Here is a 25,581-nt window from a genome sequence, read left to right as displayed (position 1 = left end):
TCCATCTCTTGAGCGATGGATGGCCGGGTCAAGCCCGGCCATGACGAAACGAGGTGAAACGCGTTAAGCCGCCTTGGCGAGCGTGGCCTTGGTCTCGGCAAAGGCCCAGTCAATCCACTGCGTCAGCAGTTCGACGTCCTTGGCCTCGACCGTGGCGCCGCACCAGATCCGCAGGCCGGCCGGCGCATCGCGATAGTATGCGAAGTCGTAACCGGCGCCTTCCTTCTCGATCAGCGCCACGAGCTTCTTCGAGAACTCCGCCTGTGCGTCGTCCGAGAGCGAGGTGATCGCGGGATCGGTGAACTTGAGGCACACCGAGGTGTTGGAGCGGATCGCGGCCTCCTTGGCCAGGAAGTCGATCCACGGTGTCTTCGCCTTCCAGTCGGCGAGCACCTTGGTGTTGGCATCGGCACGTGCGATCAGCGCCTTCAGGCCGCCGATCGACTTGGCCCAGTTCAGGGCGTCGAGATAGTCCTCGACGCAGAGCATTGACGGCGTGTTGATGGTCTCGCCGACGAAGATACCCTCGTTGATCTTGCCGCCCTTGGTCATGCGGAAGATTTTTGGCAGCGGCCATGCCGGCTTGTAGGTCTCGAGCCGTTCCACTGCGCGGGGGCTGAGGATCAGCATGCCGTGCGCGGCTTCGCCGCCGAGCGCCTTCTGCCAGGAGAAGGTGACGACGTCGAGCTTGGCCCAGTCGAGCGGCTGCGCGAACGCGGCCGAGGTGGCGTCGCAGATGGTCAGGCCTTCGCGGGTCGCGCTGATCCAGTCGGCGTTGGGCACGCGCACGCCGGAGGTGGTGCCGTTCCAGGTGAAGACGACGTCGCTGTTGGGATCGACCTTGGAGAGGTCGGGGATCTCACCATAAGCTGCATTCAGCTTGGTGACGTCCTTGAGCTTCAATTCCTTGACGATGTCGCTGACCCAACCTTCGCCGAAGGATTCCCAGGCGAGCGTGGTGACGGGCCGCGCACCGAGCAGCGACCACAGCGCCATCTCGACCGCGCCGGTGTCGGAGGCCGGCACGATGCCGATGCGGTAATCGGCGGGCACCTCGAGCACTTCGCGCGTCAGATCGATCGCGAGCTTGAGCTTGGTCTTGCCGACCTTCGCGCGATGCGAGCGGCCGAGGGCTGCGTCCTTGAGATTTTGGGCGTTCCAGCCGGGGCGCTTGGCGCAGGGGCCGGAGGAGAAATGCGGCACGTTCGGCCGCGAAGCGGGCTTCGCTACAGTCATCAATCTACCCTTCCAGATAGTCAGCCTCCCGTTGGGGGGAGGTGTCCCGCCGCGGCTGATACGGGAAACGGGTAGAGTCGTCAAGGAAGTTCCGGCGTCTCACGGCGGCGTGATGGTGCTGCCGGTGCGATATCGGGGGATTCGACGACCGCGAGCGCATTCAGCAAGTCCGTGGCCTCGCTGATCAATTGCGCGGCCCGGCGGCGGCTGCCGACCTTCAAAATACACTTGTCATTGGCCTGCACGACGTAGTCGTTGCCGACCTTGATCATTGAATAGCTTGTCATCGCAATCCCCGAACCGACCGAGCCCGGTGTCAGACGCTGCCTAACACCCTTCGTTCCCGGTTCAACGTGAACGACGGCTGGGTAGTTTATCAGCTCTTAATATGAACGCATGCGCGATCCGAATTCGCTGTTCAAGCAACGCACGCGAGGAACTGCTTCAAAAGCGGACAGTCATGCCGACGTGGCTTGCAGCGAATCCGAGCCGCTTGTAGAAGCGCTGCGCATCGACGCGGCTCGCATGCGTCAGCAATTCGACCAGATTGCAGCCGCGCGCCTTCGCTTCCGCCATCGCCCATTGCACCAACCGCTCGCCGATGCCGCGACTGCGGCAATCGGTGGCCACGCGAACGTCTTCGAGCAGGCCGCGCACACCGCCTTGCGAGCTGATGCCAGGCAGGATCGCGAGCTGCAGGCAACCGACCACCCTGCCCTCGCTCTCGGCAACCACGAGCGCGAGATTCGGATCGCGCTCGACCCGGGCGAAGGCATCGTAATAGGCGGCAGGCAACGGATCCTCGACGCGCTCGCGCGCGCGGCCGAGATGATCGTCGGCGAGCATCGCCACGATTGCTGGAACATCGTCGCGGCGCGCGCGGCGAATGGAGACGGATTCGGCGTTCATGTCAGACAACTCCAACCTCAGCGCGCCGGCGGGAGGCCGAGAAACGCTTCGACCTCGCCGATCCAGCGGCGGAGGGCGGCATAACGGCCGAGATCGAAGCCGCCTTCATGCGCCACGCGGGTATAGGCCAGCAGCGAGACGTCCGCGAGCGAAACCTCGTCACCCGCAAAGAAGCGGCCGGCCGAAAGATGCTGCTCCATGCGGTCGAGCGCCGCATAGCCCCGCTTGACCTTTTCGGGGTCGAGCTCGGAAGCGTCCTTGCCGAGATAAACGAGAAGGAAGCGGCAGACCGCGATATAGGGCTCGTGGCTGTACTGTTCCCAGAACAGCCATTCGTCCATCTTGGCCGCCGTAAAGGCGTCGCGCGGAACGAGCGCGCTGTCGCGGGCGAGATAGCGGATGATGGCATTGGACTGCGCCAGCGTGCGGCCATCGTCGAATGCGACGGCGGGCACCTGGCCGGCGCCGTTCATCTGAAGGAATTGCGGCGTGCGCGTCTCGCCCTTGCGGGTGTCGACCTCGATCCACTGGTAGGGCAATGCGAGCTTGTCGCAGACCCATTTCACCTTCAGGCAATTGCCGGAATTGCTGTCGCCGTAGATCTTCATCACTGCCGCCCCGCTTCTGGAGCAACAGAGCATCAGGGCCCGCGGGCGCTGTCAATCGGCGCCATGCGCGCCGGTCAGAACTTGTAGCCGAGCCCGGCGCGGACGGAATTGACGTTCGACTCGATGTCCGACGTCACCCGTTGGTATTCGTATTCGGCACGGAGGAACAGGCCGCCGACCACCATGACGTCGACGCCGAGGCCGGCGGAGTATCCATAGACCAGCTTGCTCTTGCTCGCGAACGTGGTCGCCGGCAGCACCGGCGAGGGAGACGCCGAAGCGTAGCGTTCGACGGTCTGGCTGCCAACCCCGCCGCCGATGAAGGCGTAGGGCAGGAAGCATCCCCAGGCATAGCCGGCCCGCGCGCGCAGCGATCCGAAATCGGACACGCCGACGACCGCGGATGTCGCGGTGGTGGCCACGAGCACATTGAAGTTGTTGAACGTCTGTCCGACCGAGTTGGACGTCGACTTGAAGCCACCGTGAATGTAGTTCGCCTCGATACCGAGCACGACATCGTCCCACTGCCCGTTATAGCCGGCAAACGCACCATAGCCGGCGCTGTTGCTGTGGGCGAACGCGAGCGGTTGCCAGTTGTAGGCCGGCCCCGGCGAAACGAAGGTCGACTGGATGTCGCTGTTGATGCCGGGAGCGACCTTCGACGTGATCGCGCCGTACTCGCCCTGGCCGCCGACATAGTAGCCCTGCCAGTTGACGCTGGAGTTGCTGAGCCCGTCGGTGAAGCTGCCGCGCAGGATCGGAAGATCAGGCATATCGGCCGCATGCGCGGCAGACACCGTCCCCAACATCGCCGCCGCCAACAAAAGCCCACGCATCGCAACGCTCCATCGAACTCGAACTTTCACCCTTGATCATGGCTCGTTAACCTTAACCAATGGTTGCGCCGGGCACCTTCATCGCTGCTCGCCATGAAAAATACGCACAGCAAAACGGCGCGGGATGATCCCGCGCCGTTAAGAAGTCCTAACCGATCAGTCTGCCGATCAGCCCTTGGTGACGAGCGGCGGCGGCATGTAGGCCGGCGGGCTGTTGAGATCCCAGCGCACGCCGATCTTGACGTCGTGCGAGGTGATGTCCCTGACCTTGATCGAGGTGGGGCCCGAAGCGCTGTTGTCGAACAGGCGGTAGTTGCCGGGCGCGCCGTCGCCGAGATTCATGTAGCTGTAGGCCAGTTCGACGGTGAACCCGGGATTGACCCTGTAGGCGAGACCGGCGTGGGCGGCCCAGGCCAGGTTCCACTTCCCGTTGTCGGCGAAGTAGGCGACGCTGTTGTTCAGACCGGGGCTGTACGACACGCCGTCGTCGCGGAAGCCGCTGATCTTGTTGTAGGAGCCGCCGACACCGGCACCGATGAACGGGGTGATGCACCACCAGGTGCCGAGGTCGACGTAGGCGTTGGCCATCACGACCCATTCGGACTTGCTGCCGGTGTAGTTGTTGACGCCGACGAAGCCGGGGCCGACGACATTGTCGCTGCCGTGCAGATTCGACTTGCCGCGATACTGGCCGATCACGTCCGCGCGGAACCAGTTGTTGAAGCGATAGCCGACGCCGAGATCGAACAGCCCCGCCGAGTCGAAGCCGAGGCCCTCGGTCGTCTTCGAATACCCGGCCGGCAAGGCGCTCTCGATGCGCTTCGCGCTCTGGTTGGTCATGCCGACGTCGCCGCGCAGATACCAGCCGCCGAAATCGGCGGGCGGAGCCGGCGGCGCGTACATGGGAGGGGGCGCCGCGATCGGCATGTCGGCGGCGAACGCCATCGACGAGATCAGGGTTGCCGCACCCGCGGCAAGGAGAGACTTAACGCTACGCATTGGCTTCGTCCTTTTGGCCGGTGAGGCAAATACACAGGCCTCACGTTCTGGAAACTCACGAAGCGGACGATGCCAGCAAATGTTTAAGCGCCACTTAACCCTAATTTTTAAGGTTGATTTTTCCTGACGGCTCGCGCGCATGGACGGGAAGCGTTGCAAAAATGCAGCGCTTCGCGCCGCAACTGCTAACGATGCGTAAAGCCGCAGTGCAGCGAGAGAGATTTCGTTAACGCGCGTGCCGCGGCAGCTTGGGCAGGAACACCGCAAGCAGGCCGATCGCCGGCAAATAGGCGCAGACCTGGTAGACGAACTCGATCGAGGTGTGGTCGGCGACCTTGCCGAGCACGGCGGCGCCCAGGCCACCGATGCCGAACGCAACGCCGAAGAACACGCCGGAGATCATGCCGAATCTGTGCGGCACCAGCTCCTGCGCGAACACGATGATCGACGACGTCGTCGAAGAGATGATCAGACCGATGACGACCGAGAGCACCGCGCTGCCGACGAGCCCGGCATAGGGCAGCGCCAGCGTGAACGGCAGCGCGCCGAGGATCGAGATCCAGATCACGATCTTGCGGCCAAAGCGGTCGCCAAGCGGACCGCCGAGAAACGCACCGACCGCGTTCGCCGCGAGGAAGATGAAGAGGTACATCTGCGCGGCTTGCGTCGATACGCCGAACCGGTCGATCAGGTAGAAGATGTAGTAGCTCGACAGGCTCGAGACGTAGAGCTGTTTCGAGAACAGCAGCGCCACCAGCACGAGCAGCGCAACGACAACGCGGCGCGAGCCCGGCGCGTCGGGATGGGCCTGCACCGCCGCCGCCGTCTTCGCCTTGATCTGCGGCGCATACCAGCGGCCGATGCGCCAGAGGATGAGGATCGCGAGGAAAGCGATCGAGGAGAACCAGGCGATGCTGCCCTGCCCGAACGGCACCACGATCAACGCTGCCAGCACCGGCCCCATCGAGGTGCCGAAACTGCCGCCGAGCTGAAACACCGATTGCGCAAAACCGTAGCGCCCGCCGGAGGCAAGCCGAGCGATGCGCGCGGACTCCGGGTGAAACACCGCCGAGCCGAGGCCGACCAGCGCGGCGGCCACGAGAATGACGAGATATTGGTGCGCGGCACTCAGCAGCAAGAGGCCGAAGAAGGTCGAGGCCATGCCGATCGCCAGCGAATAAGGCTGGGCCTTCTTGTCGGTGTAGTGCCCGACCACCGGCTGCAGCAGCGAGGCCGTGAACTGGAAGGCCAGCGTGATCATGCCGATCTGCGCGAAGTCGAGCGCGTAGGTGTCCTTCAGGATCGGATACACCGAGGCGATCAGCGATTGCATGGTGTCGTTGAGGAAGTGCGAGAAGCTGATGCCGGCGAGAACGACATAGGCGGGCCCCGCTGCCTTGGCGGCGGCGGGGGCGACGTCGCTGACGACGACGGGCTCGGTCAGCGTTTCCTCTGAGACGACGACAGGCTTGTTCAATGCAGCGATCCCGGCGCGGCAGATTGCCGCTTGCCTAATTACGATGCGAGCAGCGGTCGAACCACCGCCAATCGTCGATGGCTGCGATGCGAGAGTGCTCTCGTCGCTTACCCTCCCCCTCCAGGGGAGGGTAAGAAGGATCAGGCCGCCGCCTGGCCCAGCGCGGAGACGATGGTGTCGACGACGTCCTCGACCAGGATGCGGTCCTCGCCCTCGCCCATGACGCGGATCACCGGCTCGGTGCCGGAGGAGCGGATCAGGAGGCGGCCGTGGCCGTTGAGGCGCTTCTCGCCGTCGGAGATTGCCGATTTGACGTCGGAATCGTCGAGCGGCTTGCCGCCCTTGTGGCGGACGTTCTTGAGGATCTGCGGCAGCGGATCGAAGCGGTGGCAGACCTCGGACACCGGCCGGCGCAGCTTCTGCACCACCGCGAGCACCTGCAGCGCGGCGACAAAACCGTCGCCGGTGGTGGCGTAGTCGGACAGGATGATGTGGCCGGACTGCTCGCCGCCGAGATTGTAGCCGCCGTTCAGCATCTGCTCGAGCACGTAGCGGTCGCCGACCGGCGTGCGCACGAGATCGAGCCCCTGCCCTTTCAGGAAGCGCTCGAGGCCGAGATTGGACATCACGGTGGCGACAATCCCGGGACGTGACAGGCGGCCGTCTTCCTTCCAGCTCTGCGCGATCACCGCCAGCAGCTGGTCGCCGTCGACGACATGGCCGCGCTCGTCGACCAGGATGACGCGGTCGGCGTCGCCGTCGAGCGCGATGCCGATGTCGGCGCGCATCTCGCGCACCTTCCGCGACAGCGCTTCCGGCGAGGTCGAGCCGCAATCCTTGTTGATGTTGAAGCCGTCGGGCTCGACGCCGATCGGCACCACGTCGGCGCCCAATTCCCACAGCGCTTCCGGCACCACCTTGTAGGCCGCGCCGTTGGCGCAATCGATCACGACGCGCAGGCCGTCGAGCGAGAGGTCGCGCGGCAGCGTGCGCTTGGCGAATTCGATGTAGCGGTCATGCACGCCGTCGATGCGGCGGGCGCGGCCCAAGCTCGCACTCTGTGCGAGCCTCTTGTCGATGGGCTCGTCGAGCAGCTGCTCGATCTGCTTCTCGACATCGTCGGAGAGCTTGAAGCCCTGCGGGCCGAACAGCTTGATGCCGTTGTCCTCGAACAGATTGTGCGAGGCCGAGATCATGACGCCGAGATCGGCGCGCATCGACTTGGTCAGCATCGCGACCGCCGGCGTCGGCATCGGGCCAACCAGCAGCACGTCCATGCCGACCGAGGTGAAGCCCGCGACCATGGCGTATTCGATCATGTAGCCGGACAAGCGGGTGTCCTTGCCGATCACGACCCGGTGGCGGTGGTCACCGCGCTGAAACGCAAGGCCTGCGGCCTGGCCGACCTTGAGCGCGAGCTCCGGCGTGATCAGTCCGTTGGCGCGGCCCCGAATCCCGTCCGTCCCGAAATATTTGCGGCTCATATCGTCCCCCAAGCAACAACCAGGGGACCCCTCTACAACCACGGGCTGCCCGAACGGGGCCCGCATCCCTGATTTGCTGGGGTCTTATAATGCCTGCGCGGCTAACTTGGCTTCAAAAAATATGATGAATCATTACGGAACCAGGGACGCCCCCGCTCCGGTAAGATCTTGTTAACATTATATTTCCTGTCCATCGCGCTGGAACAGGGCGGAACCAGCTTCAATCGCTGCGCTTCACGTGGCCGTCGGCGCGGCTCGGCGCCGGCTGGGTGACGTTGACGGGATCGGAGCCGGGAAAGGTCTCTTCCAGGCCCTCTTCCAGGGCTTCCTCGAGATCATGCTTTTCCTTGATCTCTTCCGGCGAAGGTCCAGCGTGCGGTTTCGTCATGACGCCCTCCTGCAAAACGTTCTGCAAACGGATTTGGCTGTGCAGCCAACCATGCTAGATGACCCCGAAATCTTCCGATGCAAGACTCTTGGGTAGAAGACGGGCCGGGGAACGATCATGAAGCACATCACCTGTATCGACGATCTTCGCGCGCTGCATAAGCGCCGCGTGCCAAAGGCGTTCTTCGACTATTGCGACCGCGGCTCCTATGCCGAGGAGACGCTGCGCGCCAACCGCGAGGACATGCAGGCGATCAAGTTCCGCCAGCGCATCCTGGTCGACGTCTCCAAGCGCGACACCTCCACCACGATCCTCGGCGAGCCCTCGACCATGCCGCTGATGCTCGCGCCCGTCGGCCTGCTCGGCATGCAGCATGGCGACGGCGAGATCCACGCCTGCCGCGCAGCGCAGGCCGCCGGCATCCCGTTCACGCAATCGACCATGTCGATCTGCTCGATCGAGGACATCGCCGCCAATGTCGAGAAGCCGTTCTGGTTCCAGCTCTACGTCATGAAAGACCGCGGCTTCATCAAGGAGTTGATCCAGCGCGCGATGGCGGCCAAGTGCAGCGCGCTGGTGCTCACCGTGGACCTGCAAGTGATCGGCCAGCGCCACGCCGACATCAAGAACGGCATGACGGTGCCCCCCGAGTGGTCGCTGTCGAAGCTGCTGGATTTCGCCAGCAAGCCCGCCTGGGTCTCCGGCGTGCTGCAAGGCAAGCGCCGCACCTTCGGCAACATCGCCGGCCACGTGAAGAACACCGAGGATCTCAATCGCCTCGCCGAGTGGACGGCCTCGCAGTTCGACACCTCGCTGAACTGGAAGGACGTCGAGTGGGTCCGCAGCATCTGGCCGGGCAAGCTCGTCATCAAGGGTATCCTCGACGTCGAGGACGCCGAGGAAGCCGCCAAGACCGGCGCGCAGGCCCTCGTCGTCTCCAACCATGGCGGCCGTCAGCTCGACGGTGCGCCGTCCTCGATCGAGGTGCTGCCCGAGATCGCGGATGCGGTCGGTGACAGGATGGAGATCATGTTCGACGGCGGCATCCGCTCCGGCCAGGACGTGATGCGTGCGCTCGCGCTCGGCGCAAAATCCTGCATGCTCGGCCGTGCCTACGCCTACGGGCTTGGCGCCGGCGGCCAGGTCGGCGTCGCCAAGGCGATCGACATCATCCAGAAAGAGCTGCTCACCACCATGGGCCTGTGCGGCGTCAACCGGATCGACGAGATCGACGATCATGTCATCGCGATGTGACGGCAGGTGACGCCATGGGGTGGGCAAAGCGACTTGTCCGCCGTAGCTCGAAGAGCGAAGGCGGAAGCGTGCCCACCATTGTGCGCCAAAGAGAGATAGCGTGGGCACGGCGCAAACGCGCCTTTGCCCACCCTACGAGTGCTCCGCTTCCTCCCTCACATCGGCGGCGTCAGGCCGTCGCGGCCGACGCTGACGCGGTTGGTCTCGAACGAGCCGTCCGGCAATTGCTTCATGAAGGCGATGACCTTGGCGCCCGGCTTCAACTCGGATTTGTCGCTCGGCACGAAGGTCACCACCGGCGTGTTGTCGGCCACGAAGACTTTCTTCTCGCCGTCCTTGTATTTGACGAGCAGCGTGTGACCGTCATTGCCGACGACGCTTTCCGCCACCGTCGCATTGGTCATGCTCGAATTCGGCTTGAGGTCCCAGGGCCGCGAGCCCTCGCCGGTGCCGCGCATGCTCTCCGGAAAGACGTGGACCTCGACGGCGTTCTGGCCGCCGTCCGGTCCCGGCACGGTGGTCGCACCGATGAACGAACCCGGCTTGATGTCGGCGAGTGAAATCTTGGTAATGCCCGACACGTTGACGTCAGACGCGATGCGCAGCTTGACGTCCTCGCCGCTGCGCGACTTGACCTGCATGGTGTCACCGTTGACGGCTTCGATGGTGCCGCGCACCCGCGTCGGCACCGGCGCCCTTTGGGCGAAGGCGCAGTAAGTCGAGACGGCCACCATCGCGACAGCGATCAGTGGACGTGTGAAAGTTGCACGTTGAATAGCCATAACGGTCTCCGATTGTCCCACGACGATAGAACTCCGGAGATGGTGTGCTATTCGCCGCACCCCGCTCAAGTCTTTGTGAGATCAGCCTCGACCAATGCGCGCAGCTCGGGGGTGACCTCCGGCCGCCGGCCGAACCACAGCTCGAAGCCGCGCACCGCCTGATGCAGCAGCATGCCGAGCCCGTCGGCGGTCTTCAGGCCACGCGCGTTTGCGGCTGCGAGCAGCGGCGTCACCAGCGGCACATAGACGAGGTCGGCGACCACTGCCGCCGGCGGCAGGCGCCCGACATCGACATCGAGCGAGGGCTGGCCGTGCATGCCGAGCGAGGTCGTATTCACGAGAAGCTTTGCGCGCGGCAGCACGTCGTCGATTCCGTCCCACGTCACGGGATGCACGTTCGGCCCGAACTGTCCTGCCAGCGTCTCGGCCCGCACGATGGTGCGATTGGCGAGATGGATGCGCTTGATGCCGCGCTCGAGCAAGCCGAACACGACCGCCCGCGCGGAGCCGCCGGCGCCGAGCACCAGCGCCTCCTCGGCGGCATCCCAGCCGGGCGCGCTGGCGTCGAGATTGCCGATGAAGCCTTCGACGTCGGTGTTGGTCGAGCGCAGCTCGCCGTCGGCAAACCACAGCGTGTTCGCCGCGCCGACGGCCTTGGCGCGCGCGTCGGGCGTCGACAGCGCCAGCACGCCTTCCTTGTGCGGGATCGTGACGTTGGCGCCGACGAATCCGCGCAGCGACAGCCGCAGCACGAAATCCCTGAGGTCCTCGGGCGGCACCGCCTCGATGACGTAGCCGCCCTCGATGCCCAACGTGCGCAGCCAGTAATGATGGATCAGCGGCGAGCGCGAATGCGCGGCCGGCCATCCGATCAGACAGGCTGCAGGAGCTTTGGGCACGGTCATCGTTTCCTCGGGGTCGTATCCGAGGCGATCCATTTCGCGTCGCGCCCGCTCTGTCAAGCGCGCAAGCGCCGTGGTGGCGGCGGGAGAATAGCCGCCGTCAGCTCGGCGCAGTCTCCTCGCCCGAACCGCCCTTGATGTCGGCAATGGCGCGTTCGAGGCTCTGGCGATAGCGCGCCCGCGGCGGCGTCACGCCATGGGTGAGCAGCGCGCGGCGGACCGCGGGCGAGGCGCCCGTGATGAACAGCCGGATGCCTTGGCGGTGGGCCTTGGCGGCGACGCGGCCGAGCACGTTGGCGGCCGTCGAATCCAGGAACGGCACCGCGGCGAAATCGACCACGAAGGCTTTGCGCTTGTCGGCGACCTCGTCGAGCACGCTCCCGATCGCCGAAGCCGCACCGAAGAAGAACGCGCCGGTGATGCGATAGACCAGCACGTCGCGATCGACCGCAAGCGCAGGATCGTAGCGAACGCGATCGCCGTTGCCATCGTCGGGGCGATCGCCGGCGACCAAGGGCGAGCGTTCCTCGATGCCAGTCATCTCCGCCATGCGATGGATGAACAGCACCGCGCCGAGCGCGAAGCCGACCAGGATGCCTTCGGTCAGGTCGCGGAAGACCGTCAGCAGGAAGGTCGCGAGCAGCACGACGGCATCGCCCCATGACGAGCGCACGAGCGTGGCGAATTCGTGCTTCTCCGCCATGGTCCAGGCCACCACGACCAGCACCGAGGCGAGCGCGGCCAGCGGGATGTAGCTTGCGAGCGGCGCCGCGATCAGCATGAACAGCAGCAGGAACACGGAGTGCAGCATGCCTGCCAGCGGCCCGCGCGCGCCGGCGCGGATGTTGGTCGCCGTGCGCGCGATCAGGCCGGTGACGCAGATGCCGCCGAACAGTGCCGAGCCGATATTGGCGGCGCCTTGCGCCACCAGTTCGCAGTTGGAGCGGTGACGGCGCCCGGTCATGCCGTCGGCCACCACCGCCGACAACAGCGATTCGATCGCGGCCAGCAGCGCGAACGAGATCGCATCCGGCAGCACGGCGGTCGCCTTCGCAACCGAGAAGGCCGGCAGCGCCGGCGAGGGCAATTCGCGCGGAATGCCGCCGAAGCGCGAGCCGATGGTTTCCACCGGCAGCGACAGCACGGCACATGCGACGGCGGCGAGCACGACCGCAATCAGGATGCCGGGCCAGGACGGCCGCCAGATCCGCAGGGCCGCGATGATGGCAATGCTGACGATGGCGACCGCGACGGCGGATGGATTGATGGTGTTGAGGCCGCCGGCGAGCGCGACCAGTTTTGGAACGAACTCGCTGGGCTCTTTCCCCGCAAGCGTGATCCCGCCGAGATCGCGGAGCTGGCTGGCGAAGATGATCACGGCGATGCCGGCGGTGAAGCCGACCGTCACTGGATAGGGAATGAACTTGATGTAGGTGCCGATGCGCAGGAAGCCGGCCACGACCAGGAAAAGCCCCGCCATCAGGGTGGCGAGAATGACGCCGTCGACGCCGTGACGCTCAGCGGTCGCTGCGACCAGGACGATGAAGGCACCGGCGGGTCCGCCGATCTGGAACCGGCTGCCGCCGAGCAGCGAAGCGATGAAGCCGCCGACCACGGCGGTGTAGAGGCCGCGGTCCGGCGTCACGCCCGAGGCGATCGCGATCGCCATCGACAGCGGCAGCGCCACGATCGCAACCGTCAGGCCCGCGAAGACGTCGGCGCGGAAGTCTGCGATGCCGTAGCCTTCACGCCAGACTGTCACGAGCTTTGGCAGATAGAGTTCGGTAAAGCTTGGTCGACGAAGCTGGTGCAGCTTGCCTGCGTGTTCGCCCGTGATGCTCATTTCAGCAAAGTGCTCCGCTGCCCACAACGCTCCGATGCATCGTGCGGCCGCGTGCTTCGGCGCGACGGTGCGTTATTTCAACCTGCTCCAGAGCATGATCATTGCGGGATCACGCTCCCACCCGACGCGGTGGCCCCGGCTCTTTCAGCCGAACGCCGCGGCCGCCGCTTTCACTGCGCGCCTGTTCGCCGATCAGCTCGACGCCGGCCCGCTCGAACGCATCGACCACCCGCATCAGGGTTTCGACCACGCCACGCACATTGCCGGTCGAGGCCTCCATCCGCTGGATGGTCGGAAGCGAAACGCCGGCAAGCTCGGCCAGGGTTTTCTGGTCGATGCCGAGCAGCGCACGGGCCGCCCGCATCTGGAACGACGTGATCACCTTGGCCTCACGTATCAACGATTATAAATGATATCTAGAACGTGTACAATGATGTAAAATACATCATTTGATGCAAAACGCAAGGCCTGCGTCCTTGTGTAATTTTGCGCGCAAGACCCCGGCCTCGTGCCCGGACGCGGCGCAGCACGAAGTGGTGCGCCGCAGAGCCGGGGCCCATGCGGCAGCGCTCCGTGGCTCTCTGGGTCCCGGCTCTGCGCAGCAATGCTGCGCATTGCAGCGCGTCCGGGACACACGTCAGCGCCTTCACCCCAGCCCTCTCCCAGTAAGGACGGGAGAGGGTGAGAGAGTTGTGCGTTATCGCTCGCAGCCTACCTACGCCGCGTGCTGATGCGCGGCGATGATCTGGTCGGCGGCGCGGCCGGTGACTTCGGCCATGTGGTCGAACGTGCGGGTGAAGCTGCCGGCACCGGCGGTGGCCGAGCGCAGCTCCACGATCAGCTCGCCGATCTCGGCTTCCGGCATCATGGCTCGGACGCAGTCCCAGCCGCCCCAGCCGTCGCGGGTGTCGAAGCCGAGGATCTGGCCGCGCCGCGCCGACAGGATCGCGTTGATCTTGGCGGTGGCCTCGGTCGGGCAGACGATCTCGACCACGTGGATCGGCTCCAGCAGCACCGACTGGCACTGCGGCAGGCCTTCGTTCAGTCCGATCCGCGCCGCCGTGCGGAAGGCAAGATCGGACGAGTCGACGCTGTGATAGGAGCCGTCGGTCAGCGTCACCTGCAAATCGGTGACGGGGAAACCGAGCGGACCGCGCGTCAATCCGTCGACGACGCCTTCTTCCACCGCGCCGATGTAGTTGCGCGGCACGGCGCCACCAACGACCTTCTCGGCGAACTTGAAGCCCTCGCCGCGCGGCAACGGCCTGATGTCGAGCACGACGTCGCCGAATTGGCCGTGGCCGCCGGACTGCTTCTTGTGGCGGCCACGCTGGACGATCGGCTTGCGGATGGTCTCCTGATAGCCGATGGCGGGTGGATGCGAGGTGATCTTGACGCCGAAGCGGTCGCGCAGCCGCTCGCCGGCGACACGCAGATGCATTTCGCCCTGCCCCCACAGCACGGTGTCGTGAGTCTGGGCGTTCATCACGATGACCAGCGAGGGATCCTCCTCGTGCAGCCGCGTCAGCGCCTGGCCGAGCTTGACGTCGTCCTTGCGATCGGTGGCCGCGACCGAGATCGCAAGCACCGGCGGTGTCGGCTCCGCGACCGCGAGCGCCGCAGGCGGAGTCTTGCCGCTCGAGACCGTGTCGCCGGTCTTGATCGGATCGAGCTTGGCGAGCGCCACCGTGTCGCCGGCTTCGGCTGCGGCACGCTTGGTGTCGTAGGCGCCGTTGACGGCGAGGATGCCGGAGACGCGGCCTGCTCCTCCGGAAGCGGATTGCAGCGTTGCGCCGTCGTCGAGATGGCCGGCGAGCAGCCGCGTCAATGACAGTTTGCCGCCATGCTGCGAATGCAGCGTCTTGAACACGAAGCCGAGCGCGTCCCGGGTCTCGGCAACGCCGAGACGTCTTGCGGTCTCCGTTATTCCCGGCGCCTCGTGGCGCAAAGCCTTCATCAAACGCAGCACGCCATTTTCGCGCGCGGCAGCGCCCAGCAGCACGGGACAGATCAGGCCTTCGCGCAGTTCGCGGGCGAGATCGTCGAACACTGCATCACGCGGCGGCTGGATGTCCTCGAGCAATTGCTCCATCAGCGAGTCGTCGTGATCGGCGAGCTTCTCCAGCATCGAGAAGCGGGCTTCCTTCTCGCGATCGAGATCGCCGCCTTCGAGCGCGACCACTTCGGAGGCCTTGTGCTCGCGATAGACGAAGGCGCGTTCCAGCGCGAGATCCACGAAACCCTCGATCAGCTCGTCCTTCCAGATCGGGATCTGGCGCAGCACCAGCGGCACGCGGGAGGCGGGCTGCAGCGTTGCGAGCGTTTCGCGGATGCGCTTGTTGGCGCGGTCGATCTTGTTGAGGAACAGAAAACGCGGGATCTTGAGCTCTTCCAGCTCGCGCAGGATGATCTGGAGCTGCGGCAGCTTCTTCTCGTCGGCCTCGCAGACCACGATGGCGGCATCGACCGCAGGCAGCGCGGCGCGCATGTCGTGCGCAAACTCGACGGAACCGGGACAATCGAGGAAGGTGTAGCTGTCGCCCATGAAACTCGTGGTGGCGGCAGTCAGGCCGACGCTCATCTTGTGATGACGGGCCTCGGGCGTGGCGTCGCCGACGGAGGTTCCGGCATCGACGCTGCCGGCGCGCGGGATTGCGCCCGTTCGCGCCAGTATTGCTTCGAGAAGGGTGGTTTTACCGCTTTGGAAAGGGCCCACCAGCGCAATGCACCGTGGACCTCGGGGACTTCTGACGTCTTGTCCCATTTCGCCGCCTCCTTGGTGTGGAGCTCGGCCCATGATTGGGTCGGCAAGCGCAGATGCTCTGCCCGTCCCCGAGATTTGGCAAGCGTCAAACGTCGCTGCGGTGCGTCGTCAGTTAGATCAAGTCTTATAATTCCATGATCGCAAATGCGGTGTTCCACCTCTCCTCGTGGGAGAGATTGAAAGCGCCCAGCTCGCAAATCGTTAACGGCCCGGACGTAGTTCCAGGCTTTCGAGGCCGGCGGCCACGTTGAGGCCGACCTGGCCCTGCACGCTGAGGGGCTGGAGCGCGATCGAATTGTTGGAGCCGCCGACCAGCACGTTGCCGCCGAGGCCGACGCCAACCGAGGCGCTGCCCTGCGCGCCAGCGTAATTGCCGGCGAGGTCGCCGGGCCCTAGCCGATTCACCGGGGCGAACACACCCCACGCGAGCGCCGTCTCCTGGGTGATGCCGATGTCGAGCCCCACTTTGCGGATCGTCGCGACGTAGCGGTCTTCCGGCAGACCGTCGGCGCGCAGCACGCAGCCGAGATGGGTCACCGAGCCCACGATGAAGCCTACGCTGGCACCGCCGCGGCATTCGAGCACGCCGACCTTCACCATCCGCGACTGCGCGCTGGCACCCGCAACGGAGGCAACGAGGCTGGCTACGGCAAGCCCGGCGAGAAGGAGTGGACGGCGCATGAAATATCTCCGGCAATGAATATGAGGCGAGCGTTGGAAGGGACGATGCAAGCCGCGCGGGAGTTCTATGCCACAAGAGTAATCCCCGTGCCAGATTTCGTGATGCAATAAAAAAGGCCCGCCTGAGCGGGCCTTTTCGCGATATTGCTGCAGACGCGCTTAGCGCAAATTACCGCAGAAGCGCTGGATGCGCTTGCAGGCGTCTTCGAGGTCCGAGGTCTTGGTCGCATAGGAGATGCGGAACGCAGGTCCAAGACCGAAGGCAGAACCCTGCACCACCGCGACTCCTTCGGTCTCAAGGAGCTCGGTGACGAAGGTCTCGTCGTTGTCGATCACCTTGCCCGACGGCGCGGTCTTGCCGATCGTGCCGGCGCAGGATGGATAAACGTAGAAGGCGCCCTCGGGACGCGGGCATTCGATGCCCTTGGCCTGGTTGAGCATGGAGACGACGAGGTCGCGCCGCTCCTTGAAAACCTTGTTGTTGGCGGGGATGAAATCCTGCGGTCCGTTCAGCGCTTCCACCGCCGCCCATTGCGCAATCGAGGACGGGTTCGAGGTCGACTGCGACTGGATCGTCGCCATCGCCTTGATCAGCTGCGCGGGGCCACCGGCATAGCCGATGCGCCAGCCGGTCATGCAATAGGCCTTCGACACGCCGTTCACGGTGAGGGTGCGGTCGTAGAGCTTCGGCTCGACCTGCGCCACGGTCGTGAAGACGAAATCGTCATAGACGAGATGTTCGTACATGTCGTCGGTCATCACCCACACATGCGGATGCTTGACCAGCACGTCGGTGAGCGCCTTCAGTTCCGAACGCGTGTAGGCCGCGCCCGTCGGGTTCGATGGCGAGCACAGGATCACCCATTTGGTCTTCGGCGTGATCGCACGTTCGAGCGCCTCGGCCTGAAGCTTGAAGCCGGTCGCGGCGGTGCAGACCACCGGCACCGGCTCGCCGCCGGCGAGCGCCACCATTTCGGGGTAGCTGACCCAGTACGGTGCGGGAATGATCACCTCGTCGCCCGGATTGGTGGTCGCCATCAGCGCGTTGTACAGCACCTGCTTGCCGCCGGTGCCGACGATGATCTGGTTCGGCTTGTAGGTGAGACCGTTCTCGCGCTGAAACTTGCCGATGATGGCTTCCTTCAGCTCGGGGATGCCGTCGACCGCGGTGTACTTGGTCTTGCCGGCCTCGATGGCGTGGATCGCCGCCAGCTTGATGTTGGCGGGCGTGTCGAAGTCGGGCTCGCCGGCACCCAGGCCGATGACGTTGCGGCCCGCCGCTTTCAGCGCACGTGCTTTATCCGTGACCGCGATGGTCGCGGACGGCTTCACACGGTCGAGCGCAGCGGCAAGGAAGGACATCATCATCTCCTGACAAGCGTCGAAAAGCCCTGGGCCTCACGACTCTGATTGTGGGAATGAGATACCCTAAAACGTGTGCCGCTGCACCGCAAGAAACTTCGGCCAGATCTCAGAAAAACTTGCGGATTTGGAGCGGTTCGAGCAGCGATTTCCAGCAATTTTCCGCAACTTTACCGCGCGAATCCCTCATATTTCGGAAGGCTTGTCCTCGGAGCAATTTTTGCGCGTTGCGCGTCGCCATGAAATCGATACGCCGTCATGCTCCGGCTTGTCCTGGCCGTGACGAGCAGAGACACATATCGTCCAGCCGCACACGATCACGCGACGCGATGCGTCGCATGTTAACGCAAGCGTGAACTGCGTTGCATGGCCACACGGAAACGATCTTCTTCAGCGCTGCAGTGCGGTAGGGTTTTCGAGTTTTTCTATTGGCCGGCCCTTGCGGCGGATTCGCATCGGCATCATTGTTTAGCCGCGTCGCGGGGCAACAAGCGCCGCGCCTCCCTGTCTTCCGGAATCATTCCCAGAATGTACAAGCTCTATTCGATGCAACGCTCGGGCAACAGCTACAAGGTCCGCCTTGCGCTGGCGCTGCTGAACCTGCCTTACGAAGCGATCGAGGTGGACATTCTGCGCGGCGAGAGCCGCACGCCCGACTTTCTGACCAAGAACCCGTCGGGACAGGTGCCGTTGCTCGAGGTCGGCGACGACCGCTTTCTCGCCGAGTCCAACGCCATCCTCTGGTACGTCGCCGTCGGCACGCCGCTCGCACCGGAGAACCGCATCGACCGCGCCGAGGCGCTGCAATGGATGTTCTTCGAGCAGCACGCACTCGAGCCGAACATCGGCGCAGCCTATTTCTGGCTGTCGCTGGTCAAGGGCGGCCGCGACCTCCAGACCCATTCGCTGGAGGACTGGATGGAGCGCGGCTATGGCGCGCTCCAGGTGATGGAGAACCATCTCAAGACCAACGCCTATTTCGCCGCGCGCCAACTGACCGTCGCTGACATCGCGCTCTACGGCTACACTCACCTCGCCGACCGCTGCGACTTCGACCTCCAGGCGTTCCCGGCGATCCGCGACTGGCTCGAGCGAGTGGAAGCTGCGCCAGGCTTCGTGTCGATGGACTGGCGGCCGGCCGACGTCGACGACCCCGCCAGCGTTGCCGCCGGCGCCTGAGCGCGCCATGTGCTCGGGCGAATAGCGGGCACAAAGGGAGTGTTCGCCGCAATCCCGCCATTTTCCTCGCGATAGCCGCCGCAATATTGCCTGTTGCAGCGGTGAAATTGTTCGACGTCGCGGGTGATTCGCTCGCGCGTTGAAGGATTTAGGCTATGATTCGGGCGTCCGGCACGGCAGGCTTTCAGGGCCAGCCCGCACCCGTCGCATCCTCCCGGTTAATCCACGCCGTCGCGGCCTCGCTGGCCGTCGCCGCGCTCTCGCTGTGCCTGATCGTCGCCCTGACGGTGCTCTCCACCAAGGCGACCATGGCGATGGGCCTGCCGGTCTGATTTCCGTTTCATCCTGGTTGAGCCTTCGAGGCGCCGAGCGACCCGCGCCGACCGGCATCGTGACGGGACGTCGATGAAGTCACCTGTGGTAGTTGTTGCAATCACCCTGACTGCGGCCATCCTGGTCGCGGCCTCGCTGTTGATATTCGTCGGCACCCGCAAGGGCCCGGGAATCTCGACGCTGAATGCTCCCTCGCTGCAGCAGCCCCTCGAGCACACGCACCTGGTCTAAAATCATCCGAAAGCCTTACGCTTGTGCGCAAGCGCAGCTTAAGCACACCGCGCGAAAACGCATCGCATTGGCGGAACGATCAGTCAGTGTTGCCGCCTTAGCTCGTTCGGGGAGGAGCGAGACTGGTCGATGCGGTTCGGATGGCGTGCGATCTACGGTCCAGTGCTGACGGCAGCGACCCTGCTGCTGACGATGGCTCTCGATCGCTTGATCCCCACAGCCTCGCCCGCACCGCTGCTCGTTGGCATCGTGGCGCTCGCCGGCGCATTGTCGGGTCTCGCCTCCGCCATCACCAGCATGGCCATCGCGGTGATCGGTGCGGCGCTGCTCCTCCTCGGCCGCCACGGCGGTTTCGGCTTGACTAGCGCCGATCTGATCCCGCTCGGCTTCCTGGCGATCACGGCTGCGGGCACCGCCGGCATCACTGGCCTGATGCGCGAGCGGCTGCTCGGTACGGTCGCAGCCGAGCGCCGGAGCCACGCCATCGCGGCACGGCTGTCGGCCGCGCTCGACCAGGTCGATATCGGCATCGTGCTGCTCGATGTCGAGACGCGGGCCGAGTTCATCAACCGCGCGTTCCGCGACTATTTCGCGGTGCCGGACGAGATCGCCGACGGCAAGCCGCCCTTCATCGCGCTGATGTATCACGGCCGCGACACCGGCGCGTTCGAGCTGCCCGAAGACGAGCTCGGCACCTTCATCGCGCAGCGGATGGAGACGGTGCGGAGCGGCGATGCCACGCCGATCAACATCGCCTTGCGCAACGGCGAGGTGCTGCGCTTCGTCTGCACCGCCCTGCCCGACGGCGGACGGATGCTCAGCACCACGCCGGTGACCGACCTCGTGCGCCACACCGACGCGCCCTCACGCGCCGACTACTACCGCTCGCTGCGCGATCCCGCCGGCCGGAGGCTGATCCGGTACCTGCGGGTCGCGGAGTGATGCGACTTGCGATTGATCGGCACGCCCGTCTTCACGTATGAAGGACGTCCCATCGATCGCAGGAAATCCACATGTCGCTCACCATTCGCGCCGTCACCAGGCAGGACTATGATCAATGGCTGCCGCTGTGGGACGGCTACAACGCTTTCTACGGCCGCTCCGGCCCGACCGCGCTTGCACCCGAGATCACGCGCGTGACGTGGCAGCGCTTCTTCGATGCTTACGAGCCGGTGCACGGATTGGTCGCCGAGAGCGACGGCAAGCTGCTCGGCATGACGAACTACCTGTTTCATCGCAGCACCACGGCGATCGAGCCGTCATGCTATCTGCAGGACCTGTTCACCTCAGAGGGAGCGCGCGGCCAGGGCGTCGGCGCGGCGTTGATTCACGGCGTGTATGAGCAGGCGAAACTGGCAGGATCGCCGCGGGTCTATTGGCAGACGCACGAGACCAATGTCACGGCGCAACGCCTGTACGACAAGGTCGCGGAGCGTTCCGGCTTCATCGTCTATCGCAAGCTGTTCTGACCCCCGCGCGCACCTGTGGATAACTCCGCCTGTCACCCGCGCGTAACATAGCGGGACTATGCTGCAGCTGCGTCTGATCAGGCCCCCCGTCACCGATCAAGCGCCCCAAGCGGTCCCCGTCAGTCGCCGCGTCTGACAGGGGCCGCATTTTTTTGTCCGCCCTGTCGGCATGGCAGCAGCGCGGCGCGCGCCTTGCTGACCCGGCCCGCGCTGGTCACAATGCGCCGCAGCTCACCTGACAGGATCTCCCATGGAAATTCGTAATCTCGGCGCCTCCGGCCTGCGCGTGTCCGCGGTCGGCCTCGGCTGCAACAATTTCGGCCAGCGCACCGATCTGGAGACCTCGCGCAAGGTGATCCATCGTGCGCTCGACCTCGGCATCACCTTGTTCGACACCGCCGACATCTACTCGAACATGGGCGGTTCGGAGACGGTGCTCGGCACCGTGCTGGGCGACCGCCGCAAGGACATCGTGCTGGCGACGAAATACGCCAAGCCCATGGCGGAAGACGGCACCAAGCAGGGCGCCTCGCGCCGCTACATCATGGCGGCGGTCGAGGCGAGCCTGACGCGGCTGAAGACCGATTACATCGATCTCTATCAGCAGCATGACTACGATCCCCTGACGCCGATCGAGGAAAGCCTGCGCGCGCTCGACGATCTCGTCCGCCAGGGCAAGGTTCGCTACATCGGCAATTCGAACTTTCCGGCCTGGCGCGTCGCCGAGGCCGAGTACGTCGCGCGCGCGATGAATGTCAGCCGCTTCGTGTCGTGCCAGGACGAATACTCGCTCGTCGTGCGCGACATCGAGAAGGACCTGCTGCCGGCAGCAACGGAATACAAGCTCGGCCTGTTGCCGTTCTTCCCGCTGGCCAGCGGCCTTCTGACCGGCAAGTACAAGAAGGGCGAGGCCGCGCCCGGTGATACCCGCTTCGGCCAGACACCGCGGCTGCGCGACCGCTACGTCACGCCGCGCAACGAGGACATGGTCGAGAAGCTGCAGGCTTTCGCCACGGCGCGCGGCCACAGCATGCTCGAGCTCGCCTTCTCCTGGCTCGCCGCCCGCCCGCAGGTATCCAGCGTGATCGCCGGCGCCACCCGCGTCGAGCAGATCGAGCAGAACGTCAAGGCGATCGCCTGGAAGCTCCGTGCCGAGGAGATGGCTGAGATCGACAAGATCACGCTGGGCTGATTTTCACGGCGCGGCGCTACTTCGCCACGGTCTGTATCACCTCGAAGCCTTCGAACTGGGGATGGCCGAGATAGGTGGGCTTGGTGTCGCCCGCCCGCGCATGCGCCGCGCGAAACGCCTCGGACTTGGTCCAGGCCTCGAATGCGGCGTAGTTCGCCCACACCGTGTGCGAGGCATAGAGCGTGTGGTCCTCGGCTTCCGGTCCGCGCAGCAGATGGAATTCGACGAAGCCCGGCACCTTGTCCAGATGCGTGTCGCGGCCGAGCCAAACCTGCTCGAAAGCGGCCTCGGAGCCCTTGGTGACACGGAAGCGGTTCATGGCGATGTACATGGGGCGGTTTCTCCTGATGCTCGCATCATCATGTCGTCATTCCGGGACGCGCCGCAAGGCGCGGGCCCCGGAATGACGAATTACACAAGCCCCTGCATCGGCTTCGCTGTGACACTATCCGGAAACACCGTCTCCGCCAGCACACGATCGGACAGGCCAAACTGTCCTTGCAGCACGCCCTTGATCACCGAGCGCAGATCGGTGGTCGGCTTGAGGTCACGCCCCTCATGGAGGTTGGCCAGCTTGAGGCCCGGCCAGTCGGAGATGACGCGGCCGCCTTTCACGGCGCCGCCGGCGAGCAGCGCGATCGTGCCGGTGCCGTGATCGGTGCCGTCGGTGCCATTGATGCGCGCAGTGCGGCCGAATTCGGTGGCGACGACGACGACGGTGTCGCGCCAGCGCTCGCCCAGGCCGCTTTCGAATTCGGCGAGTGCACCGTCGAGACCGCCGAGCAGGAAGGCGAGACGCCCGACCGGTCCACCTTCGTTGGCATGCGTGTCCCAGCCGTCGAAGGCGAGCGCGGCGATGCGCGGGCCGTCGTCGGACGCCATCAGCTTGGCCGCGCCGCGCGCGACCTGGCGCATCTGCGCAACCTGATTGCCGGCCTTCGGCTTCATGTCGTCGCCAACAGCGGCCTTGTCGAACTGGAGGCCTTGCGACAAGGCGATCGCCAGCGCGGGATCGCGATGACGGTAGAGATCGACGAGGCGCATCGCGGTGTCATCATCGGCTTGCGGCAGCGCCACAGGGGCCCAGCCGACGGTCGGCGCGTTGCCGCGCAGCACCAGCGGCGTGGTGGGCCCGACCGCGAGAGCGCTCGATACCCGCTCGCCGCGCGGCAGCGCTTCCAGCGCGCGATTGAGCCAGCCGGACTGCACGCGGCCCGGCCCGGCATACCCGCTTTCGAGCACATCCTGGCCGTCGAAATGCGAGCGGTCGCGATAGGGCGTCGCCACCGCGTGAACCACCGCGGCATGCTTGTCGCGATACATGCGCGCCAATTCCGGCATCGCCGGATGCAGCGCAAAGAAGGAATCCAGCATGATCGCGGGATGCGCTCCATCCGCGGCGAGCGCGATCGAGCCGTGCAGGCCGGCATAGTCGGGATCGCCGATCGGCGCGACGGTCGAGAGACCGTCGAGCGCGCCGCGCAGGATCACCACGATCAGCCGGGGATCGCGCCCATCGGCGGCACGTGCGAACTTCGGCAAATAAGCCCAGGCTGCAAACGAGGCGCCGCCGAGCAGCAGGCTACGACGCGAGGTGAGGAGGCGGTTCTCGACGCAGTCGATCATCATCATCTCCTCTGCATTTCCGGCGACATCAGGAGCAGCGCCAGCGCCTGCTGGCGCGACTCCGCCCGCTCGATGGTTCTGCGCGTTTCGATGGAGGCCGCATCCGCCGCCGCGAATTCCAGCAGATCCAGCGGATCGATATTGGGCCCGAGCCGCGCGCCCATTTGAGCTGCGATATCGAGCCTGAGCTTCATGCCCTCGGGCGCAGCCCACGCGGCGCCGGTATCGGGGAAACCGTTCGGCCCCGCCGGCGACCACAGCGGCTGTCCCAGCAGATTCAGACTGTTCAGATAGGCGCCGGGATCCTCCGGCACGCGCGCGAGCAGCCGGCCGCTCGCGACGAGGAAATCGTAGGGACTGCGCATCTTGGTCAGCGGCGCCTTCCAGGCCTCGTCGGAATCGATCAGCGCCGCGGCGAGCGCCTTGAGGTCGCCGTCGGTCCTGACGAAGACATCCCGCAACTGCGCCACCAATCCCGGCGGCGGATCATCGGCGACGAAATGCCGGACGAATTTGGTGGCGATGAAGTTCGCGGTCGACGGATGGCGCGCGATTTCGGCGAGCGCGGCTTCGCCTTGCGCCAGGCCGGTCGGCTCATAGGTCTTGCCGAGCAGCATCTGCGCGCCGGGCTGGTGCGCATTGCTGTTGAACACGAAGGAGCCGGGCGTGCCGAGCTGCCCCTGCCGTCCGGCAAAGGTCCAGCCGGTGATGATGCGCGCGAGCGAGGTGACGTCGTCCTGCGTGTAGCCGCCGCCGACGCCGAGCGTATGCAGCTCCATGATCTCGCGCGCGAGATTCTCGTTGAGCCCGCGCTTGCGATTCTGGCCCGCGCGCGAATCCGGCCCCAGCGATTGCTGGTTGTCGAGGAAGAACAGCATCGCTGGATGCTGCTCGACCGCTCTTAGCATGTCGGCGAAGCGTCCGAGCACATGCGGCCTGATCGCCTCGCGCTCGAACGCGCCGGCCCAGATCCGCGCCAGCTCGCCCTTTGTCGCGGAAATGCAGAAATGGTTGGACCAGAACGCAACGAGACGCTCGGTGAAGCCGCAGGTCGCGAGCGTCGCGCGTTGCAGGCGCGCCAACGCCTCGGTGCGGAAGGTCTTTTGAATCACGTTGAGCGGCTGCGGGGCCGGCTTCGCCGCCGGCGGTGCCGCATTGGGCTGCATCGCGTCCGGCTTTGCCGCATTGTCCGCCGGCCTGGCCTCCGTCATCTGGCCAGCGACCTCCGTTGCTGCCGCATTCAGCGAAAGATTGCGGCGGAGCCCGGGCTTCTGTTCCGCAGGCGACGGCGTCCCGGCGGGCGCGGCGGCCTTGGCCGCTTCGCGCGCCTGCTTGACCTGATCCTGATAGGCGAAGACGGCCAGCCCGAGTTGCTGGGTCGATTGCAGACCGGGCGCTTCCAGCAGCACTCCGCTCCCACGGACGAGCTCTGCCTTCACGAACCCGCGCGGATCGGAGGCGGCGTTGATGAGATCGCCCGAGGCGCCGCCGCGGGCGCCGAGGCCGAAGCGGTTGAGCGCGACGAGCGCGGCTTGCGAATCGCGGGCCATCGATTTGTCCTTCGCGTGTCGGGAGCCGCTTTCGGAGTCCGCGCGCGACGCCTAATATACCCCAGCGACAGATGAACCCGACATGAAAGTCACGGCGAAGCTTCGACGTAAATCATGACAAATCCGAAAGAATCCTCGGCCCCGGAACCGCGTCGCCTCACCTGCGCGCGCTGCGGCACCGAGTTCGGCTGCGATCTCTCCGGCAACTGCTGGTGCGCGGAGGAGACGGCACGGCTGCCGATGCCGGTGAAGGGTGAGGATTGCCTGTGCCGGGATTGCCTGCGCAAGGCTGCGGCGACTGCGGAAGCAGTGGAGTAGATCGGCTGGCGACCGGCTTGCCTTGCGAAGGAGAGCTCCCGGCCGACGAGTTCCCCGGCCTTGACCTAGAGCAACGTCCCCGCGGCAAATGTGCGCCCTAATATGCGGGTTATCTGCCGCTGCGGAGGCAAGCATGTTCGTGGTCCGTCTCAAACGTC

27 protein-coding genes are annotated in these 25,581 nt (G+C 65.3%); 8 read left to right on the top strand and 19 right to left on the bottom strand.

Annotated features, from left to right (window positions below; genetic code table 11):
- Nucleotides 1–63 precede the first annotated feature (63 nt).
- The 9 genes from CIT40_RS06255 to CIT40_RS06215 form a co-directional block, all read right to left on the bottom strand.
- Entirely contained in the window at nt 64–1,236 is a 1,173-nt protein-coding gene (locus tag CIT40_RS06255) for a phosphoserine transaminase (protein ID WP_094895068.1), read from the bottom strand.
- A gap of 80 nt (nt 1,237–1,316) precedes the next feature.
- Nucleotides 1,317–1,508 carry a hypothetical protein gene (locus tag CIT40_RS06250; RefSeq protein WP_244611917.1) on the bottom strand — a complete coding sequence of 64 codons (192 nt, stop codon included), beginning with the start codon at nt 1,506–1,508 and terminating at the stop codon, nt 1,317–1,319.
- Nucleotides 1,509–1,680: 172 nt separating this feature from the next.
- Complete coding sequence (locus CIT40_RS06245; RefSeq protein WP_094895066.1) at nt 1,681–2,145, bottom strand: GNAT family N-acetyltransferase; 465 nt, start codon at nt 2,143–2,145, stop codon at nt 1,681–1,683.
- A gap of 17 nt (nt 2,146–2,162) precedes the next feature.
- Nucleotides 2,163–2,753, bottom strand: a complete 591-nt coding sequence (locus tag CIT40_RS06240; protein WP_094895065.1) for a glutathione S-transferase family protein — start codon at nt 2,751–2,753, stop codon at nt 2,163–2,165.
- A gap of 74 nt (nt 2,754–2,827) precedes the next feature.
- A complete protein-coding gene (locus tag CIT40_RS06235) occupies nt 2,828–3,589 on the bottom strand; it encodes an outer membrane protein (RefSeq protein ID WP_193550907.1) in 762 nt (253 codons plus the stop codon).
- Between the two features lie 168 nt (nt 3,590–3,757).
- The gene (locus CIT40_RS06230; protein ID WP_094895064.1) at nt 3,758–4,588 is read right to left on the bottom strand and encodes an outer membrane protein; all 831 of its coding nucleotides are present in this window, start codon (nt 4,586–4,588) and stop codon (nt 3,758–3,760) included.
- A gap of 226 nt (nt 4,589–4,814) precedes the next feature.
- A complete protein-coding gene (locus CIT40_RS06225) occupies nt 4,815–6,065 on the bottom strand; it encodes an MFS transporter (RefSeq protein ID WP_162307371.1) in 1,251 nt (416 codons plus the stop codon).
- Between the two features lie 140 nt (nt 6,066–6,205).
- Complete coding sequence (gene glmM / locus CIT40_RS06220; RefSeq protein ID WP_094895063.1) at nt 6,206–7,549, bottom strand: phosphoglucosamine mutase; 1,344 nt, start codon at nt 7,547–7,549, stop codon at nt 6,206–6,208.
- 220 nt (nt 7,550–7,769) lie between these two features.
- The gene (locus tag CIT40_RS06215; RefSeq protein ID WP_167361667.1) at nt 7,770–7,937 is read right to left on the bottom strand and encodes a hypothetical protein; all 168 of its coding nucleotides are present in this window, start codon (nt 7,935–7,937) and stop codon (nt 7,770–7,772) included.
- Nucleotides 7,938–8,054: 117 nt separating this feature from the next.
- Here CIT40_RS06215 and CIT40_RS06210 point away from each other — a divergent pair, with 117 nt between their 5' ends.
- On the top strand, nt 8,055–9,191 hold the full coding sequence (locus CIT40_RS06210) for an alpha-hydroxy acid oxidase (RefSeq protein ID WP_094895061.1): 1,137 nt from the start codon (nt 8,055–8,057) through the stop codon (nt 9,189–9,191).
- A gap of 155 nt (nt 9,192–9,346) precedes the next feature.
- On the opposite strand, the gene CIT40_RS06205 is transcribed toward CIT40_RS06210, so the two are convergent.
- From CIT40_RS06205 to CIT40_RS06175, 7 genes are all read right to left on the bottom strand, one after another.
- The gene (locus CIT40_RS06205) at nt 9,347–9,973 is read right to left on the bottom strand and encodes a hypothetical protein (protein ID WP_162307370.1); all 627 of its coding nucleotides are present in this window, start codon (nt 9,971–9,973) and stop codon (nt 9,347–9,349) included.
- Between the two features lie 65 nt (nt 9,974–10,038).
- Nucleotides 10,039–10,878, bottom strand: coding sequence for a shikimate dehydrogenase (locus CIT40_RS06200; protein ID WP_094895161.1), 840 nt, complete (start codon nt 10,876–10,878; stop codon nt 10,039–10,041).
- 97 nt (nt 10,879–10,975) lie between these two features.
- Nucleotides 10,976–12,718, bottom strand: a complete 1,743-nt coding sequence (locus CIT40_RS06195) for a SulP family inorganic anion transporter (protein WP_094895059.1) — start codon at nt 12,716–12,718, stop codon at nt 10,976–10,978.
- 109 nt (nt 12,719–12,827) lie between these two features.
- Entirely contained in the window at nt 12,828–13,100 is a 273-nt protein-coding gene (locus CIT40_RS06190) for a helix-turn-helix domain-containing protein (protein ID WP_094895160.1), read from the bottom strand.
- Nucleotides 13,101–13,433: 333 nt separating this feature from the next.
- The gene (locus CIT40_RS06185; protein WP_094895058.1) at nt 13,434–15,482 is read right to left on the bottom strand and encodes an elongation factor G; all 2,049 of its coding nucleotides are present in this window, start codon (nt 15,480–15,482) and stop codon (nt 13,434–13,436) included.
- A gap of 201 nt (nt 15,483–15,683) precedes the next feature.
- Nucleotides 15,684–16,163 (bottom strand): DUF992 domain-containing protein, encoded by a 480-nt coding sequence (locus CIT40_RS06180; RefSeq protein WP_094895057.1) that lies wholly within the window; start codon nt 16,161–16,163, stop codon nt 15,684–15,686.
- 159 nt (nt 16,164–16,322) lie between these two features.
- The gene (locus CIT40_RS06175; protein ID WP_094895159.1) at nt 16,323–17,525 is read right to left on the bottom strand and encodes a pyridoxal phosphate-dependent aminotransferase; all 1,203 of its coding nucleotides are present in this window, start codon (nt 17,523–17,525) and stop codon (nt 16,323–16,325) included.
- A gap of 528 nt (nt 17,526–18,053) precedes the next feature.
- On the opposite strand from CIT40_RS06175, the gene CIT40_RS06170 reads away from it, so the two are divergent.
- From CIT40_RS06170 to CIT40_RS06145, 6 genes are all read left to right on the top strand, one after another.
- Nucleotides 18,054–18,704, top strand: coding sequence for a glutathione S-transferase family protein (locus tag CIT40_RS06170; RefSeq protein WP_094895056.1), 651 nt, complete (start codon nt 18,054–18,056; stop codon nt 18,702–18,704).
- A gap of 155 nt (nt 18,705–18,859) precedes the next feature.
- Nucleotides 18,860–19,036 carry a hypothetical protein gene (locus tag CIT40_RS06165; protein ID WP_167443327.1) on the top strand — a complete coding sequence of 59 codons (177 nt, stop codon included), beginning with the start codon at nt 18,860–18,862 and terminating at the stop codon, nt 19,034–19,036.
- A gap of 73 nt (nt 19,037–19,109) precedes the next feature.
- Entirely contained in the window at nt 19,110–19,268 is a 159-nt protein-coding gene (locus CIT40_RS06160) for a hypothetical protein (RefSeq protein WP_094895055.1), read from the top strand.
- Nucleotides 19,269–19,397: 129 nt separating this feature from the next.
- The gene (locus tag CIT40_RS06155) at nt 19,398–20,210 is read left to right on the top strand and encodes a PAS-domain containing protein (protein ID WP_094895054.1); all 813 of its coding nucleotides are present in this window, start codon (nt 19,398–19,400) and stop codon (nt 20,208–20,210) included.
- A gap of 71 nt (nt 20,211–20,281) precedes the next feature.
- Entirely contained in the window at nt 20,282–20,737 is a 456-nt protein-coding gene (locus CIT40_RS06150; protein ID WP_094895053.1) for a GNAT family N-acetyltransferase, read from the top strand.
- A gap of 250 nt (nt 20,738–20,987) precedes the next feature.
- The gene (locus CIT40_RS06145; protein ID WP_094895052.1) at nt 20,988–21,929 is read left to right on the top strand and encodes an aldo/keto reductase; all 942 of its coding nucleotides are present in this window, start codon (nt 20,988–20,990) and stop codon (nt 21,927–21,929) included.
- A gap of 16 nt (nt 21,930–21,945) precedes the next feature.
- On the opposite strand, the gene hmuQ is transcribed toward CIT40_RS06145, so the two are convergent.
- The 3 genes from hmuQ to CIT40_RS06130 form a co-directional block, all read right to left on the bottom strand.
- Nucleotides 21,946–22,260: a heme-degrading protein HmuQ gene (gene hmuQ / locus CIT40_RS06140; RefSeq protein ID WP_094895051.1), complete on the bottom strand. Its 315-nt coding sequence runs from the start codon at nt 22,258–22,260 to the stop codon at nt 21,946–21,948.
- Between the two features lie 80 nt (nt 22,261–22,340).
- A complete protein-coding gene (locus CIT40_RS06135; protein WP_162307827.1) occupies nt 22,341–23,555 on the bottom strand; it encodes a DUF1501 domain-containing protein in 1,215 nt (404 codons plus the stop codon).
- Nucleotides 23,556–23,557: 2 nt separating this feature from the next.
- Nucleotides 23,558–25,105 (bottom strand): DUF1800 domain-containing protein, encoded by a 1,548-nt coding sequence (locus CIT40_RS06130; RefSeq protein WP_094895049.1) that lies wholly within the window; start codon nt 25,103–25,105, stop codon nt 23,558–23,560.
- A 114-nt stretch (nt 25,106–25,219) separates the two neighbouring features.
- Between CIT40_RS06130 and CIT40_RS06125 the strand changes: the two genes are divergently transcribed.
- On the top strand, nt 25,220–25,423 hold the full coding sequence (locus CIT40_RS06125; RefSeq protein ID WP_094895048.1) for a cysteine-rich CWC family protein: 204 nt from the start codon (nt 25,220–25,222) through the stop codon (nt 25,421–25,423).
- The last annotated feature ends 158 nt before the right edge of the window (nt 25,424–25,581 follow it).

Source organism: Bradyrhizobium amphicarpaeae (genome assembly GCF_002266435.3).
GTDB lineage: Bacteria > Pseudomonadota > Alphaproteobacteria > Rhizobiales > Xanthobacteraceae > Bradyrhizobium > Bradyrhizobium amphicarpaeae.
Note: the sequence above shows the minus strand (reverse complement) of the source record. Positions and strands in the feature narration are given on the sequence as shown.

What these genes read in the sequence shown, in the direction of transcription:
- CIT40_RS06210 (WP_094895061.1), top strand. Translation starts at nt 8,055, where the DNA reads ATGAAGCACATCACCTGTATCGACGATCTTCGCGCGCTGCATAAGCGC.
- CIT40_RS06125 (WP_094895048.1), top strand. Translation starts at nt 25,220, where the DNA reads ATGACAAATCCGAAAGAATCCTCGGCCCCGGAACCGCGTCGCCTCACC.
- CIT40_RS06195 (WP_094895059.1), bottom strand. Translation starts at nt 12,718, where the DNA reads ATGAGCATCACGGGCGAACACGCAGGCAAGCTGCACCAGCTTCGTCGA.
- CIT40_RS06215 (WP_167361667.1), bottom strand. Translation starts at nt 7,937, where the DNA reads ATGACGAAACCGCACGCTGGACCTTCGCCGGAAGAGATCAAGGAAAAG.
- CIT40_RS06240 (WP_094895065.1), bottom strand. Translation starts at nt 2,753, where the DNA reads ATGAAGATCTACGGCGACAGCAATTCCGGCAATTGCCTGAAGGTGAAA.
- glmM (WP_094895063.1), bottom strand. Translation starts at nt 7,549, where the DNA reads ATGAGCCGCAAATATTTCGGGACGGACGGGATTCGGGGCCGCGCCAAC.
- CIT40_RS06235 (WP_193550907.1), bottom strand. Translation starts at nt 3,589, where the DNA reads ATGCGTGGGCTTTTGTTGGCGGCGGCGATGTTGGGGACGGTGTCTGCC.
- CIT40_RS06250 (WP_244611917.1), bottom strand. Translation starts at nt 1,508, where the DNA reads ATGATCAAGGTCGGCAACGACTACGTCGTGCAGGCCAATGACAAGTGT.
- hmuQ (WP_094895051.1), bottom strand. Translation starts at nt 22,260, where the DNA reads ATGTACATCGCCATGAACCGCTTCCGTGTCACCAAGGGCTCCGAGGCC.
- CIT40_RS06170 (WP_094895056.1), top strand. Translation starts at nt 18,054, where the DNA reads ATGTACAAGCTCTATTCGATGCAACGCTCGGGCAACAGCTACAAGGTC.
- CIT40_RS06175 (WP_094895159.1), bottom strand. Translation starts at nt 17,525, where the DNA reads ATGTCCTTCCTTGCCGCTGCGCTCGACCGTGTGAAGCCGTCCGCGACC.
- CIT40_RS06230 (WP_094895064.1), bottom strand. Translation starts at nt 4,588, where the DNA reads ATGCGTAGCGTTAAGTCTCTCCTTGCCGCGGGTGCGGCAACCCTGATC.
- CIT40_RS06180 (WP_094895057.1), bottom strand. Translation starts at nt 16,163, where the DNA reads ATGCGCCGTCCACTCCTTCTCGCCGGGCTTGCCGTAGCCAGCCTCGTT.
- CIT40_RS06150 (WP_094895053.1), top strand. Translation starts at nt 20,282, where the DNA reads ATGTCGCTCACCATTCGCGCCGTCACCAGGCAGGACTATGATCAATGG.
- CIT40_RS06155 (WP_094895054.1), top strand. Translation starts at nt 19,398, where the DNA reads ATGCGGTTCGGATGGCGTGCGATCTACGGTCCAGTGCTGACGGCAGCG.
- CIT40_RS06135 (WP_162307827.1), bottom strand. Translation starts at nt 23,555, where the DNA reads ATGATCGACTGCGTCGAGAACCGCCTCCTCACCTCGCGTCGTAGCCTG.
- CIT40_RS06255 (WP_094895068.1), bottom strand. Translation starts at nt 1,236, where the DNA reads ATGACTGTAGCGAAGCCCGCTTCGCGGCCGAACGTGCCGCATTTCTCC.
- CIT40_RS06205 (WP_162307370.1), bottom strand. Translation starts at nt 9,973, where the DNA reads ATGGCTATTCAACGTGCAACTTTCACACGTCCACTGATCGCTGTCGCG.
- CIT40_RS06185 (WP_094895058.1), bottom strand. Translation starts at nt 15,482, where the DNA reads ATGGGACAAGACGTCAGAAGTCCCCGAGGTCCACGGTGCATTGCGCTG.
- CIT40_RS06165 (WP_167443327.1), top strand. Translation starts at nt 18,860, where the DNA reads ATGATTCGGGCGTCCGGCACGGCAGGCTTTCAGGGCCAGCCCGCACCC.
- CIT40_RS06160 (WP_094895055.1), top strand. Translation starts at nt 19,110, where the DNA reads ATGAAGTCACCTGTGGTAGTTGTTGCAATCACCCTGACTGCGGCCATC.
- CIT40_RS06145 (WP_094895052.1), top strand. Translation starts at nt 20,988, where the DNA reads ATGGAAATTCGTAATCTCGGCGCCTCCGGCCTGCGCGTGTCCGCGGTC.
- CIT40_RS06130 (WP_094895049.1), bottom strand. Translation starts at nt 25,105, where the DNA reads ATGGCCCGCGATTCGCAAGCCGCGCTCGTCGCGCTCAACCGCTTCGGC.
- CIT40_RS06200 (WP_094895161.1), bottom strand. Translation starts at nt 10,878, where the DNA reads ATGACCGTGCCCAAAGCTCCTGCAGCCTGTCTGATCGGATGGCCGGCC.
- CIT40_RS06245 (WP_094895066.1), bottom strand. Translation starts at nt 2,145, where the DNA reads ATGAACGCCGAATCCGTCTCCATTCGCCGCGCGCGCCGCGACGATGTT.